This window comes from Leptospira harrisiae, from assembly GCF_002811945.1.
Lineage (GTDB): Bacteria > Spirochaetota > Leptospiria > Leptospirales > Leptospiraceae > Leptospira_A > Leptospira_A harrisiae.
In genome coordinates this window covers 321,015-335,165 of record NZ_NPDX01000001.1, presented here as the reverse complement: position 1 = coordinate 335,165, position 14,151 = coordinate 321,015, and the positions used below count along the sequence as shown (strand labels likewise).

Sequence of the window (14,151 nt, the reverse complement as noted above, 5' to 3'; positions counted from 1 at the left end):
TATTCTTTTGCTTGTAAGGAATCGCTTTTTTTAGTCTTATTAAGAGAATGAGATATTCTTTGATTGCTTCGGTTGGAATCACTTTGGCCACAATGCAGGCCCTACATTCCGAACCATCCGTACTGAGCCAAAATGTGAAAGAAGTCACAACAAGAATTCAAGATTTGGCTTTATACCCTACTCTTTCCAAAAAAAGACTCTATGGTGCTGTTTCCAAAGGTGGTGCCATTCGATTTGATTTAAAAGCTGGGGAAACATCACCTCAGTCCATTGGCATTGGCGTTGCTACTGATGGAAAATTAAAAGAATGGGTTCTTACTGTGTATTCAGGCAACGGACAAAATGAAAACCCTACCATCTTAAGAAAAGAAAAGATTGAAGGCGAAGCACAATGGGTTTTTGAACTATTGGCTCCACCAGAAGAAATCACCGTAGAAATCCAAAATTTAAATTCCGATACACCTGTCTCGGTAGTGGAAATTGTTCATGGATATTATTATGGGTATTCAGTGGATAAAGAAAACAATAACAAACCCCAACCGCAGAATCCAACTAAAATCAATCCAGCAGATCCGGAAAAACTTTCTCCGAATGATTTGCAGAATCGAGCCGAATTCTACCGAGCCCCTTTCACAAAAGATTGAAGTAAATTCTTAAAAATATAATCCGTATACTCATCATAACAAGTCGGTGACATATGACCTGCATCACTGAAATTGTTGCAGGTGTAGTTCGGGTCATCGTTCATATTCCAAAACGGTACTCCATTTTGTTTATGATATTCAATCATTCTCGGATACCAATCATGATACACAGTATCTTCTTTTCCATTACCCACAGAAACTTTTAGATTACGAATGTGATCCATATAAGGCAACGAAAGTCGAACCCAAATGACAGCGGAAGGCACTCCCAGTTCTTTGGCTAATTCCAATGATTGATTTGTAAAATTTAATATCTGATCAGAAAAATGAAACGGAACTAGATAAGAATGAAAGTCACCAATGGCCGATTTTTTTAATAATTCTGGAGGAAGCACAGACTGATGGGTTCCAGGTGTCATCGCAGAACCTTTTCCTTTATTCAAATTAGCCATCAAACTATTACGTAATTCACGATAAGGATATAAAAATGATTCTTTATTTTTGGCCCGAGCAAGGATCACTTCTAACTTAGGTCGATATTGGTAAGCACGGAACATTCGTTTGGCGAAAAGAGTAGAAATATCATCTGTTGAAAATAACGAAAAATGTTTTAAAACAAAAGAAACGTTTAGTCCATTTGTTAAAGTTTCATCTACCTTTAAAGTGGCTGCCGAGTTATACATTTCGACGGAATGATCGAATAAGAAAAAATCTGGTTTTACGTTGTCTTTATGAAACTTTTCCATCCATTGTAAAACATAATCAGGTTTTCCACCAGGAACAGAAAAATTAAACATCACCCAACCTGGGTATTTTTTATGAATGTATTCGTTATCAAATAACAAGGCACGAGAATTTCCGAAGTAAACTAAAACTTTATCTCTGTCTTTATTTGTTAGATAAACTTTTAAATCTTCATACAGCTGATGTTTTTGTATGTAATTAATATCAGAAAGTGATTTTGAAAAATATGTGTGTACGTTTTCGAAAAGTAATAATTTATCTAGACAAAAAGTAAGAAATACAACAAAAAACGGGACAAGCAAATATCTGTTACGAATAAATTCCACAATGTCTCCTAAAACTTATAATAGATAAATTCTCCACCATCTTGCGAAAGTGTGGCGAGAAGGAAAATAGTAATGACACCAAGTATGGGAACCAACCAAACATCATGTTTGCGGATACGATCCCAAAACTCAGGAACATATTGGATGTGATGAAAAAATAATAATGCTATGGAAGTATAAAATATTCGTTCTAGGTTTTCAATATGTTGGAATCGAAATGATGAACCATTCCCAAAAAGAGAAGTCGCAGATACCAACCATTCATTGGAATCACCAACAAACATACTTTCCAAACTATGCGAAAAATGAGTAAAAATTCCGTGGAAATGTTCCACCATATTGGTAGCATTGTTCGAACGAAACATAAGTCCCGATATAGAAAACAAAACAAATACAATTAAAGCTTTGATCACCATAAGAAATTTATTTTTCTCTGGAGTTAACTTCCAACCCAGGTTATCTTCAAAATACCTTTCACCAGCAAGAATCACACCCCAATAAAATCCCCAACAGATAAAAGTATAATCTGCACCGTGCCAAAAACCACCCAGTGTCATAATGATGATTAAGTTTAAATAAGTGCGTAATTCACCCTTACGAGAACCACCCAGTGGAAAATAAATATAATCTCTTAACCAAAAAGATAAAGTGATGTGCCAACGTTTCCAAAGTTCTCTTCCCGATGTGGAGAAAAAAGGAGCTTTAAAATTTTCAGGAGTTTCGAAACCCAAATACAAAGCAATTGACCTTGCCATGTCAGTGAGACCAGAAAAATCACTGTATACTTGAATTGCATAACAAATCCCCGCAATAAACAAAGAAAAGGAATCATACTCAGCAGGAGAACCAAACACCGGTGAGATGGTGAGTGACATTGGATCTGCCACGAGAACTTTTTTTACAAGTCCAGACATTAGCAAGTATGAGGCACGATACATCTTTTCTTTACTTGGAGTTAGTTTGTCCAGGTTCGGAAAAAAATCAGTCATCCTCATGATAGGCCCAGCAATGAGCACTGGAAAAAATGCAACAAATAAGAAATAATCTTCGATTCGAACCAAAGATTTGGATGAATCACGGTATGTATCTACTGCAGCAGCAATGATTTGAAAGGTATAAAAACTAATCGCAAGTGGTAAAGCAATGTGAATGAGGTCAGGAACTTGTTTAAAGAACGGATAGTCTGTTAGATCAGCAAGAACCTTACTGAAAAAATATATATATTTAAAAAAACCTAAATTGATTAGGTTGATAGTAACAGTAAACCCAACCCAAAACTTCGTTGGACTTTCTTTGATTTTACGATATAGAAGATAATTGATGCCAATGACGACAAGAAAATGGACAGTCAGTGCCAAAGAAAAGTAAGCGTAAAAACCAATCCCTGCAAGTAACAGGAAATACTTTCGTAGCTCTCTTGGGATGGCCCAATAGAGCAAATAAACAATGGAAAAAAAGATTAAAAATGGGATTGAGTTGAACAACATATCAAGGAAGGAATTGTCTCTCCCAGTAATCGGTTTCTGAACTAGGTGTCAATCCTTCTTTCAGGTGGTTAAATTCCGTTTCATCCTCTTCTGTTTCCCTTTTCAGCCATTCTGCATAAAATTCTTCCGAAGTCATTCGTTTGGCCCGAAGTCTTCTCGCAAAACTAATGATCTCCTTATCCGAAGATACCACCAAACATTGTGAAGGTACTGGACATAAGTTCAGATATCCGATGATGAGTTCATCAGCTTTTTTTTCATGACTATAATGAATGGAAAATTTGCCCCAATCTTCCGAATAACAATCTGAGGTTATATCCTTTTTCCCGTCAAAAAACACTAAAAATTTGGTGTGAAAGTTCTTAGAATAGAATCGATCTAAATGGAGGAGTAACCCATCCCGGGCATCCTGCAGGCGGTATTCCCCCAAACAAAAAGCCAAATCTGGAAATTTATACATCAGATTCATCCCATCGATCAGGATTCTCTCATTTACGGGCACAACTCTATTGAAACCACTTGCCAGATCCGATTAAACCAAAAAAACGTAAACATGGGGAAAAAAATAATCATCGTCGGTGCCTCGAGTGGGATCGGAAAAGCCATTGCAGAAGCTGAATTGAACGCAGGAAATTCCGTGGTTCTTTTGGCTAGAAGGGAAAAATCTCTCGAATCCATTGCCAAAAAAGCAAATTCATCCAAAGAAAAAAGGGCCTTCCCCTTGGTCTTTGACGTGACAAAGTTTTCCACAGCAGAAAAGACATTTGAGAAAGCAGTCTCTCTACTCGGCGGATTGGACGAAGTGTACTTTGCTTCTGGAGTGATGCCTGAGATTTCTCCTAACGAATACAATACAACTAAAGACTTAGAAATGTTAAATGTAAACACCTTGGGTGCTGTCGCTTTTCTCAACCCGGCTGCTACTTATTTTACAAAACAAAAATCAGGCAAAATTATCGGAATCTCTTCGATTGCTGGAGAACGTGGTCGTAAAGGGAATCCAGTTTACAATACTTCCAAGGCTGCACTAAATACTTACTTGGAAGCTCTTCGCAATCGTTTGTCAGAATCAAAAGTCCAAGTAACAACCATTAAACCAGGTTTTGTCATTACAGAAATGACGAGCGGTTTAAAACTTCCTGAAAAAGGATTACTAAAGGCTATTACTGCGGAAGAAGCGGCAGAAAAAATTCGCAAAATCGTGGCGGAAGGAAAAGATGAAGCATTTGTACCAGGAATCTGGGCACTCGTAGGTCTTATCATTCGCAACATTCCCAATTTCATTTTTAAAAAACTGAGTATATAATATGGTCGCAAAAAAAACAAAATCCATTCCTGAGATTAAAGTTCCTAAAAAGGAAAAAGTGGAAGCATGGGGGATGAGTTCTTTTTCTTTATCTCCTGTATTTCGTCCGGAAACAGAAGAAGAAATCAAAGAACTGTTTGTTTGGGCCAACCAAACTGGCACCAAAGTTGCGTTACGCGGTGGCGGATGTAGTTATGGTGATGCGTCAACTAACACGGATGGAGTTGTTTTAGATTTAACTCATTTTAATAAAGTTTTGGATTTTAACCTGAAAACAGGTGTCATGACAGTACAGTCAGGAGCAAGGATCAAAGACCTTTGGGAAACCGGAATTGAAAATGGTTTTTGGCCACCTGTTGTTTCAGGAACTATGATGCCAACGCTTGGCGGAGCTCTTTCCATGAACATACATGGAAAAAATAACTTCAAAGTAGGAACCATTGGTGAACATATTAAAGAGTTTACCTTTCTTACTGCCAAAGGAGATATTTTAGTTTGTTCTCCTAAAAAAAATACAGATTTGTTTTATTCTGCGATTTCCGGCTTTGGAATGTTAGGTTGTTTTTTAACTGTCCAAATTAAAATGAAACCAATCTATGCTGGCAAAATGAAAATTGATCCAGTATATGTCAGAAACTTTGATGAATTATTTGCATATTTTGAAGAACATTATAAAACCTCAGATTACTTAGTTGGATGGATCGATGCCTTTGCTTCGGGAAAATCTATGGGGCGAGGTCAAATCCACAAAGCAACCAACCTAAAAGAAGGAGAGGATCCGGACTTTCCAGGTAACTGTTTACTTGAAAGACAACACCTTCCCTCTCGCCTATTCTATCTAATTCCTAAAAAGTGGATGTGGATCCTCATGCGTCCCTTTAGTTTTAACTTAGGAATGCGACTCATCAATTTGGCAAAATGTATCGCAAGTATTCTCGTAAACAATAAAGCCTATTACCAAGGCCATGCAGAATATGCATTCCTTTTGGACTATGTTCCCAATTGGAAGTTTGTTTACAAACCTGGTGCGATGATCCAATACCAAGTTTTCATTCCCAAGGAAAACGCCAAACAAGCGTTCCGTGAGATATTCACCATTTGCCAAGAACGTGGAATTGTAAACTACCTATCTGTTTTCAAAAAACACAAACCAGATCCATTTTTACTCACACATGCAGTCGACGGATTTTCTATGGCGATGGATTTCCCTGTGACTAAAGGAAATAGAGAAAAACTTTGGGCTCTTTGTAAAGAAATGGATGAAATTGTTTTAAAACACAAAGGAAGATTTTATTTTGCAAAAGACTCCACCCTTCGCAAACGAGTGATCGAATCGTATTTTCCAAAAGACAATCTCAAACGGTTTTACTCCTTAAAGAAAAAGTATGATCCAAAAGGAATTTTACAAACCGACCTTTACAAACGAGTGTTTTTAACAGAAAATTAAATATTCATTCGTCGATACAAAAAGTAGGCTGCTGAAGTGAAAATCACTGGTGTCATCCACATTCCAATCCAAATGGGTAAGGCACCGTTTTCAGCCAAAGTCTTAGCAGTTGAATTTAAAATATAATACAACAAAACTACTGCAATGGTAAGCCCAAGGCTTGCCACACCTGCAGAACGTTTGGTGATCGCACCAGCAAGTGCTCCGAGAGTGACAACCACAAATGACATGAGTGGCATTGCAAATGCCATATGTTGTTGGACTATCACATTTCGAAAAGGAATCCCTTTCGTGATCCTGGATTCAATTTCATCTGCTAATTCAAAGAAGTTCATTTCTTCTGGGTTACGAATTGGTTTGGAAAAGTAAGCTAAGTCTTCTGGAAAGTCATAGGTTTTTTCAGCGTATTTTGTTCTAGAAACAAGTTCTAAGTTTTCATTGAACCGAACTTCTTCAGCGTCATACAAAACCCAACTATGGGGAGAAGGGATAAATTTTGCTTTCTGAGAGGACACTGTGTACGTTGGATGTCCATCGGGAGTGATTTCGATATAATTGAATCCACCCTTAACTGTGTTTTCTTTTTCATCAATCCAATAGACGTAATAGAATCCCTTTTTTCCTTTGATATGCAATTGATAGACAAAATCGATCAATCGATTGGAACCCTTTGCCATTATGCTAAATTCGATTTGGGCTTTTTTGTTAGCCGGTATCACTACGATTTGTCCAAACAAAGTCATAATGAGCCACATCGAAATTCCAAAAAATAAAATGGGGGTGATGATACGAATAAATGAAACCCCAGCCACCATCATCGCCACAAGTTCTTTGTTTACACTAAACTGCCCGATCACAAAACAAACAGAAAACATAAGTGCAGGTGCAACAACTTGATCCACCATCGATGGTAAAGAATACAAAACATGCAAATACACATGCACTTGGTTTACCTTGGAAGATACTAAATACTTCATCACATCTGTGAATTTATAAATCACAATCATGGATGTTAACATGATGAGAGTACCTAAAAAGGTTTTGAAAAAATCTAAAAATAAATAACGGTCTAGTGTTCTAAAAGGGATGAACTCTTTTTTGAACCAAATAAATGGAGTTAACAACAAATTCATAAAATTTCCAGTAATAACATACTCATATCGTCGGAAATTCGTTTTGCCGAAAATGACATGGAGTCCTCATATAGAGCATTCAAAAATTCTTCACCTTTTTTGTCAGAATGATTTTTTATGGATGCAAACAAATGTTCATCACCATAAATCTCTCCGGCCTCATCAAAAACTTCTAAAATTCCGTCCGAATAGAGTAAAATTCGATCTCCTGAGTTCGGGGTGATCGTATAATCTTTTAAATTGGGTTTTAAAAAGGAAACAATGAGAGTTCCCATTCCTTCCATAAACGTTGGACCCGTATCCTTTTCGATTCGGATTAGAGGTGGATGGCCGGCAATAGAATATTTAATTTCTTTTGTATCCGTGTCTACAAAAAGTACGCAAGCACTGATATGGTTGTTCGGAACTAACTCTTGTAAATCGGCATGAATCGACTTTAAACAAGCGGACGGTTCGACTTGGTTTCCGTGAATTTTGAAAGCAAGAACCGCCATGGCAGAAACCATTGCAGAAGCAATTCCATGTCCAGATACATCTGCAAAAAAAAGTGCTAACTTCCCATCTTCCCTTTCCAAATAACTAATGGCATCACCACCAACTTGTCCGAAGGATCGAAAAAATGAATGGAGGCGAATTCCCTTTGTTTTCGGCCATTGTGTTGTTACTATGTTGGATTGTGTTTCGTTGGCCATCTCAAGCTCGTTCAACATACGATCTTGAAATCCTTTGAGTTGAGACTCAGAGATTCTTAATTTTTCTACTGAACTTAGTCGAATGTTGAGTGTGAGATAGGAAACAAGTGCAGGTGTGATGATGGAAGAAAGATAAAGAGGTAAATCAACTTGAGGTTCTTTCGTATAGATGCCAATGACAATCCCTGCAGAAGTTACCGTTCCTAAATAAGAAACAAGTGAACGACGGTCTACAAAACTGACACCTATACAAGACAAAACCAAAATCATTCCAACAAGATAACCAATGTAAAGCGAATTCCAATACAAAAGTACAAGTGAATGGGCACTCATCGTGTAAAAGAAAAAAAGCATGATGGATTGGATCTGCTTACGAACCCAATCTGAAAAATAAGTCGCTATAAAAAACCCAAAGGTAACGGTAGCATGTAAAATGCGAATCCATTTTGGATCATATAAACCTAACTCTTCAATAGGTGCAAAAACTCCAAAACCGATAAAACTAAAAAAAACAATGAGGCAAATCCTTGAAATCTTCATCACCTCATCATCAAGTTTAAATCTTTCTTGGAAGGATTGTTTTATCATACCAAATGATTTGATCCAAATTTTGTTTTAAAATATTCAGGAAGTGCTGAAGGTTTTTGTAATTCGAAATCAAACCAAACAAAGGCAGCATTTCCTGTTAAAACACATTCTTCGTTTTCATTCCACATGGAACAAATCACTGTAAATGCTCTAGAAGAAATGGATTCCACTTCCAAAGTAATTTCTAACGTAGCTGGAAAAACAACTTGTTTGCGATAATCCATATCAAGATGTGTTAACACAGGACCAGCTTTCACTGGTTTAACAGGTGAATCCCACAATCCCTCTTTTGTAAAATAATCTGCTCTTGCAGATTCAAAGTATCTAACATACGTAACATTGTTTACGTGACCGAAAGCATCCATCTCACCCCAAACAACTTGTTGGGTAAATTTATGTTTGTATTTGATTGGTTTTGGCATGTGTTGTTACCGAACTTCAAATAAAGAAAGAGATAAAACTTTTCCATCTCTATCTTTTACTTGCAAACGATATTCTCCCTTCTTTGGTTCCCAGAGGTACGGCCCTCCGACAGATCCAATCTTTTCATCGTTTAAATAATAAGAATACGAAACATCGTAAGAACTGAAAGTAAAGAGGATTTTTTGGCGGCCTATAGGAATATCAGGATCCAAAGCAAAGATACTTCCATTCACAGGAGTGAGGATTCTTGTCGCCTTTGTCCTTTCCATTCTGCTTTCTTTAGACGAATTGGAAGTAGAAATTGGATCTGAACTCACCTCCTTTGGTGGAATTAGCTTAGAGCCAATTGACTCATGAAATAAATCCATAGTCTCTCGCCAAACAGGAGCTGCACCAGTGATTCCGGATACATCCAACATAGGACTTCCTGTAGGATTTCCTACCCAAACTCCTACAGTAAAAATTTCCGAATAACCAATGCACCAATTGTCGCGCATATCTTGGCTTGTTCCGGTTTTGACAGAGGTATAATAAGAAGTGGATAAAAAATTATCCCAGCCAAATCCTAAGGACCTGGCTTCTCTATCTGAAAGAATTTCAGATATCATATAACTTGTTTTAGGTGAAAAGACACGTCTAAAATCTGGTGGTTCATGTGAAAGTTCAAACTTTATTCCGGAATACAATCCACCGTTGGCTAAAGTTCTGTAAGCATTGGTCAACTCAAGAAGGTTAATGTCAGCTGTTCCGAGGGCCAAAGATGGGCCATAAAACTCAGGGTATTTGAGACCCGTGATTCCAAGCCTTTCTAAAACCAGAATAAATTCATTTAAATCTAAAAATGACAAAGCCCGGATGGCAGGGATATTCAAAGAGGAACCAAGACTTTCGCGAACAGTGACGTTCCCTTTATATGATTTATCATAATTTAACGGCCTATATATTCCTTGGTAAACGGGTATACCTACAGGAGAATCGGAAAGGATAGAATCGGGAAAGAGTTTATTTTCTTCGAAGTTCTGTGCATATACAAAAGGTTTTAAGGTTGATCCCACTTGCCTTTTACTTCTAATTAAATCAAGTTTGGATACTGAACTTTCATCACCAATATTGGGGACATATACCAAAACTTGGCCTGTACGATTGTCGATAACGATCACTGACCCATCTTTCACATTTTTATCTGCTAAAGATTTTAGATTTCTTTTTAAAATTTCTTCTACTTTTCTCTGGAAGATTATAGATAAGGAAGAATTCCAGTGTGTTTTGATTTGATCCACTTCCTTATTATTTCTCTCACCTATAGAATCCAAAATTGTTTTTGTATAGAGTGGAACAAATGATGGATATTGCGGGTAATCTAAATTTCGAAATAAACTTTCTCTCACAAGTCGTGAGATCGATTCACAATCCTCAAAGCCATCTCTTTCCTTTTTTAGTAAACAAACTCTTTTGATTATCTTTTCAATAGAACTTTGGGGAGAACGAATGAGTGCAGCAAGCAAATATGTTTCGTTAGGTGTAAGTGATTCAGGAGATTTTCGAAAAAGTCCTTTGCTTGCTGAAGATATTCCTTTTAATTCACCTCTAAAATAAATCAAATTGATATATGCTGTAAAAATTTCTTCTTTAGTCCAAGTTTCTTCTAACTCAACTGCCCTTTGGATTTGTTTGATTTTTTGAAAAAAAGTTTTTCGTTTGGATGCAGTTGATTTTAGTTCAGGATCTAAAAGAGAAACAAGTTGCATAGTAATCGTAGATCCACCACGTAACGATGGACTAGTCAAATTTCCCCAAAAAGAAGAAACTAATGCATTTGAATCAATCCCCGTATGTTCAAAGAAACGTTTGTCTTCTGCATACACTACTGAATCGATTAAAAATTTGGGAAGTTGATTGTATTCTGTCCATTCTTCAGACCTGTAATCATTGCGGATTCGGTATCTCTGAATGAGCTCCCCATTCCGATCAAACACTTGTATGTCTGATGGTCTATATTGTAATTTGATTTCCTTATATGTTGGTAAGGACCAAATGGATGCACTAAAAAAAAGAGTTCCAATGGTCAAAAGAAAATAAATGAGTTTATTTCGTATGATTCCGAATAAAAAAGATTTTGTATTACCGAAGAGAATTCTCGGCATTTTCATAACCTGTTTCAATGATTAAATGGCTACCATACTCTCTTACTTTATGAGGAACTTCTGACCAAATTTTATCGATCGGTTGGTGTTCCGGTATTTGGCATAAAATCAAAAAAGGTTTTTGTAATGTTATGCAAAAAGAATATAAACTTTCTATCATCTCTTTCATTCGGGCGGGTGTTTCCGACCAATACGTATAAGGTGGGTCCAAATAAAAAATATAAGCAGATTCTTCGCCCAATTCCCATTTTAATGCATGTTTGGTTGCATCTTTTCGAAACAATTGAACTTGAGCGAGTCCACGAAAAAGTGTATGGAGTTGTCTAAATCGAGTTTGGTCCAATTCATAAGTGAGAAGTCTGTGAACAGAAAGGCTATAGGCTTCAGCAGATATTTGTCCACTACCTGCAAAATAATCACAAAACAAAACTGAATCAAAACCGAGACCCCAAGAAAGGAGTCGAGAATCCATGAGAGAAAAAATAGCCTTTTTTACTAAACTATTGGTAAAATTCAAATGCCCTGATACATCGGGTGGTGCAGGAATTTCCTTTCCCTTCCACTTTCCTTTTGTTATACGCAAGCCCTTCATTTATTTTCCCGAAGATTTGATTTCTTCAAGCTGAGATAACACATGTTTGGAGGGAGAATTGGATTCAATTTCTGAAAAAACCTTTTTGGCTTCAGGTTCATTTTTTAAATCCAAAAGACCAAGCCCATATAATAATAATGCGTCGTTGTATTTTGGGCTTTGTTTTCCTGATTTTTGGAATTCTTTTCCCCATTCGATGAGTAAATCAGATTCGCCAAACACCAGCGCCCTTTCCATAAACAAATAAATTGCATTCCAGTAGTGTGTCGACGATCGAAAGTTAGGTGGAGCTTTTCTCACCACCTCCGTTTTCAATTGGCCCCAATTCTCTTCTGTCGATACGTAGAGGAAAAAAATCCGAGGATCCTTTTCATTTTCCGTTCCATTTAAATATTGGAGGGAACCTTTGGAAACAGTCGCATAATTTCCTTTTTTAAATTCTGCATATAGGGTTGAAAAACCGGAGACCTCGCCCCAAAGGAGCGAAGGTAGAATCAAAAAACCAAAAATATACTGAAAATAAGACAAATTACAGTTCGGTGATATTCGAAGATCCGCACATAGGGCAGATCAACTCCCAAGAATCGAGGTATTCGTCCTCCCCCTCAGCTTCCCAACGGTGGTCACAATCCTCACAGGCATACGTTACGACGTCTTCGTTGAGGCTATCAGCGTCGAATTCGTCATCATCTAAAAAGTCATCTTCCATACCCTTCTCACTAAATCACAAAGAAAAAGCCGTGTCAAGTGGGGAGGGCAAAAAAAAATGGGAACCAACGATGGCGATTTACTCCCGGTACGAACCGCACAGAAAGAAGAAATCAAAGGCACCGCTATTTCTATTGGTTTTAGCGCTTGGTCTGTCCGTGTTAGGGTTTACCTATAGAAAAGAAATTTATTTTCTTTTTGCAAAAGACCAAAGTGTCAGAGCAGAAAAAACCAAAGAAAAAACAATTGAACTCTGGAAATCAGGAAACCTCAAAGAAAAGGATATAGAAGATTTCCAATCCATTGCCACAACCTTTTCAGAAAAAGATCCAACCGATCCTGTAGCCTTTCATTTAATATCGCGAAGTTTGTTTTGGAATTTATATCGAATCGGAATTTATTTTGACCACGATAGTTTGATTTTACACTTAGGATCCGAGTTCCAAAACTTCATTGGGACATCGGTTCTTGCTGATTCTACTTTGGATTCTATATTTTGGAATGCGAGGACAGCCGAATCTTTTTCTTCTTCTCCATTTTCCGATTGGGAAAACAACAAAGTTTTGTTGTTTTTAGGAGAAACACACCGCCAAGTCAAAAGACCACAAGTTTTGATTGGGGAATATGGAAATTTGGATCGTTCTAAACTTTCCCCAGAGTTCCAAACTGTTTATATTTGGTTACTCACCTTTAATACTATGTTAGCTGGTGATGCATCTGGACTTGATAAACTCATCACAATAACAAAAGACCCAACATATAAGGCGGGGATCCAATTCACTCCAAGAGAAGAGAATTTTTTAAAAGGACTTGGAAAGTTTTACAAAAAAGATTATGTGGGTGCTTTGTCTCTACTTAGACAAGCCAAGTCGAACAATCCAGATCGAATTACTGAAACTTCTATCATTACAGAAGCTACTATCTTTCATTTACAAAATCTTTCTCAAAAAGGCATTGATCTCTTAGAAGAATTTTATCTATCTACAGGTAAAAAAAATCCAGAGATTCCTCTTCTTGTGGCTAAGATGATTTCTGAAAAACCAGGAACCAAAACGAAATTGGATTTAACACCGGAAAAAAAAGAATGAAAGTTTTCCATTTTTCATTTTCCAACTTTTTTTCTAAATCCCAAACCAGGCGTCTAACAGTCGCTATTTTGTTTTTTAGTATGATTTCCATTTTTTTTTCCAACTGTGGATTATTTTATAAAGGTGTACCCAAAGCTGGTGAATTTTGTTATGTTCTCGTCAAACCTCCTGAATGTATGTATGTGGATTTCGAATCAAAAAAACTACTTTGGAATGATGTAGAATATGTTTTGGAAGAGAAACTCCGGATGGATTATTTTTTTAAATCCAATGGTGATTTATATGAACTCACTGTTTCTACTGTCAACCGAGTCGAATTAAAAAATTTAACTAAGACAAACTTCAATCAATTCTACATGAGAAAAAAAGATAAGTTTGCAGAAATTCCAATACCGAGTACCAAACATGAGTAAGTCGATTGAAGAAATTCAAAAAGAAATCATAGCTGAGTTTGCTGATCTAACCGACTGGGAAGAAAAATTTCAATACCTCATTGAGTTAGGTGAGGAACTTCCTCCCTATCCAGATGAAAAACGAACAGAAGAATATATAGTCCCTGGTTGCCAATCCCGAGTTTGGGTGGCCCCAAAATTAGAATCAGGAAAGTTAGAGTTTGATGCCGACAGCGACACCGCTCTTACCAAAGGTCTCATCGCAATTTTAATAAGGGTGTTTTCAGGACAATCTCCGAAAGATATAGCGGATGCCTCACTTGGTTTTATAGAAGAAGTGGGCCTTGCAAAATTTCTATCGATCTCAAGAAGGAACGGACTTTTTTCTATGGTACAAAAACTAAAAGGATACGCAGAAAAAGTATAATCTCTTTCTT

At 37.0% G+C, this 14,151-nt stretch carries 16 protein-coding genes; 6 read left to right on the top strand and 10 right to left on the bottom strand.

Annotated features, from left to right (window positions below):
- The first annotated feature begins 47 nt into the window (after positions 1-47).
- The gene (locus CH364_RS01620) at positions 48-644 is read left to right on the top strand and encodes a hypothetical protein (RefSeq protein ID WP_243401195.1); all 597 of its coding nucleotides are present in this window, start codon (positions 48-50) and stop codon (positions 642-644) included.
- Here CH364_RS01620 and CH364_RS01615 read toward each other — a convergent pair.
- Genes CH364_RS01615 through CH364_RS01605 form a run of 3 tightly spaced genes read right to left on the bottom strand, consistent with a single transcriptional unit; the run spans position 617 to position 3,703 of the window.
- Positions 617-1,714: a DUF1574 domain-containing protein gene (locus CH364_RS01615; protein WP_100741884.1), complete on the bottom strand. Its 1,098-nt coding sequence runs from the start codon at positions 1,712-1,714 to the stop codon at positions 617-619. The genes CH364_RS01620 and CH364_RS01615 overlap by 28 nt on opposite strands.
- A gap of 8 nt (positions 1,715-1,722) precedes the next feature.
- Positions 1,723-3,201 carry an MBOAT family O-acyltransferase gene (locus CH364_RS01610; RefSeq protein WP_100741883.1) on the bottom strand — a complete coding sequence of 493 codons (1,479 nt, stop codon included), beginning with the start codon at positions 3,199-3,201 and terminating at the stop codon, positions 1,723-1,725.
- A gap of 1 nt (position 3,202) precedes the next feature.
- Positions 3,203-3,703 (bottom strand): NYN domain-containing protein, encoded by a 501-nt coding sequence (locus CH364_RS01605; RefSeq protein ID WP_279306191.1) that lies wholly within the window; start codon positions 3,701-3,703, stop codon positions 3,203-3,205.
- A 51-nt stretch (positions 3,704-3,754) separates the two neighbouring features.
- On the opposite strand from CH364_RS01605, the gene CH364_RS01600 reads away from it, so the two are divergent.
- Both CH364_RS01600 and CH364_RS01595 read left to right on the top strand, forming a co-directional pair.
- Positions 3,755-4,507 carry an SDR family NAD(P)-dependent oxidoreductase gene (locus CH364_RS01600; RefSeq protein WP_100741881.1) on the top strand — a complete coding sequence of 251 codons (753 nt, stop codon included), beginning with the start codon at positions 3,755-3,757 and terminating at the stop codon, positions 4,505-4,507.
- A gap of 1 nt (position 4,508) precedes the next feature.
- Positions 4,509-5,954, top strand: coding sequence for an FAD-binding oxidoreductase (locus CH364_RS01595; protein WP_100741880.1), 1,446 nt, complete (start codon positions 4,509-4,511; stop codon positions 5,952-5,954).
- On the opposite strand, the gene CH364_RS01590 is transcribed toward CH364_RS01595, so the two are convergent.
- From CH364_RS01590 to CH364_RS01560, 7 genes are read right to left on the bottom strand one after another with little or no spacing between them, the layout of a single operon-like run.
- Positions 5,951-7,087, bottom strand: coding sequence for an LptF/LptG family permease (locus CH364_RS01590; RefSeq protein WP_100741879.1), 1,137 nt, complete (start codon positions 7,085-7,087; stop codon positions 5,951-5,953). The genes CH364_RS01595 and CH364_RS01590 overlap by 4 nt on opposite strands.
- Positions 7,084-8,367: a PP2C family protein-serine/threonine phosphatase gene (locus CH364_RS01585; RefSeq protein ID WP_100741878.1), complete on the bottom strand. Its 1,284-nt coding sequence runs from the start codon at positions 8,365-8,367 to the stop codon at positions 7,084-7,086. The genes CH364_RS01590 and CH364_RS01585 overlap by 4 nt, the downstream gene beginning before the upstream one ends.
- Positions 8,364-8,789 (bottom strand): acyl-CoA thioesterase, encoded by a 426-nt coding sequence (locus CH364_RS01580; RefSeq protein WP_100741877.1) that lies wholly within the window; start codon positions 8,787-8,789, stop codon positions 8,364-8,366. Before CH364_RS01580 ends, CH364_RS01585 begins: the two co-directional genes overlap by 4 nt.
- 6 nt (positions 8,790-8,795) lie before the next feature.
- Entirely contained in the window at positions 8,796-10,934 is a 2,139-nt protein-coding gene (pbpC, locus tag CH364_RS01575; protein WP_100743338.1) for a penicillin-binding protein 1C, read from the bottom strand.
- Complete coding sequence (locus CH364_RS01570) at positions 10,912-11,526, bottom strand: RsmD family RNA methyltransferase (protein ID WP_100741876.1); 615 nt, start codon at positions 11,524-11,526, stop codon at positions 10,912-10,914. The genes pbpC and CH364_RS01570 overlap by 23 nt, the downstream gene beginning before the upstream one ends.
- Positions 11,527-12,054 carry a hypothetical protein gene (locus CH364_RS01565; protein ID WP_100741875.1) on the bottom strand — a complete coding sequence of 176 codons (528 nt, stop codon included), beginning with the start codon at positions 12,052-12,054 and terminating at the stop codon, positions 11,527-11,529.
- Between the two features lies 1 nt (position 12,055).
- A complete protein-coding gene (locus tag CH364_RS01560; RefSeq protein ID WP_004787310.1) occupies positions 12,056-12,235 on the bottom strand; it encodes a hypothetical protein in 180 nt (59 codons plus the stop codon).
- Between the two features lie 157 nt (positions 12,236-12,392).
- Between CH364_RS01560 and CH364_RS01555 the strand changes: the two genes are divergently transcribed.
- From CH364_RS01555 to CH364_RS01545, 3 genes are read left to right on the top strand one after another with little or no spacing between them, the layout of a single operon-like run.
- The gene (locus CH364_RS01555; protein ID WP_100741874.1) at positions 12,393-13,322 is read left to right on the top strand and encodes a hypothetical protein; all 930 of its coding nucleotides are present in this window, start codon (positions 12,393-12,395) and stop codon (positions 13,320-13,322) included.
- Positions 13,319-13,735 carry a hypothetical protein gene (locus CH364_RS01550; protein ID WP_100741873.1) on the top strand — a complete coding sequence of 139 codons (417 nt, stop codon included), beginning with the start codon at positions 13,319-13,321 and terminating at the stop codon, positions 13,733-13,735. Before CH364_RS01555 ends, CH364_RS01550 begins: the two co-directional genes overlap by 4 nt.
- Positions 13,728-14,141, top strand: coding sequence for a SufE family protein (locus CH364_RS01545; RefSeq protein ID WP_100741872.1), 414 nt, complete (start codon positions 13,728-13,730; stop codon positions 14,139-14,141). Before CH364_RS01550 ends, CH364_RS01545 begins: the two co-directional genes overlap by 8 nt.
- The last annotated feature ends 10 nt before the right edge of the window (positions 14,142-14,151 follow it).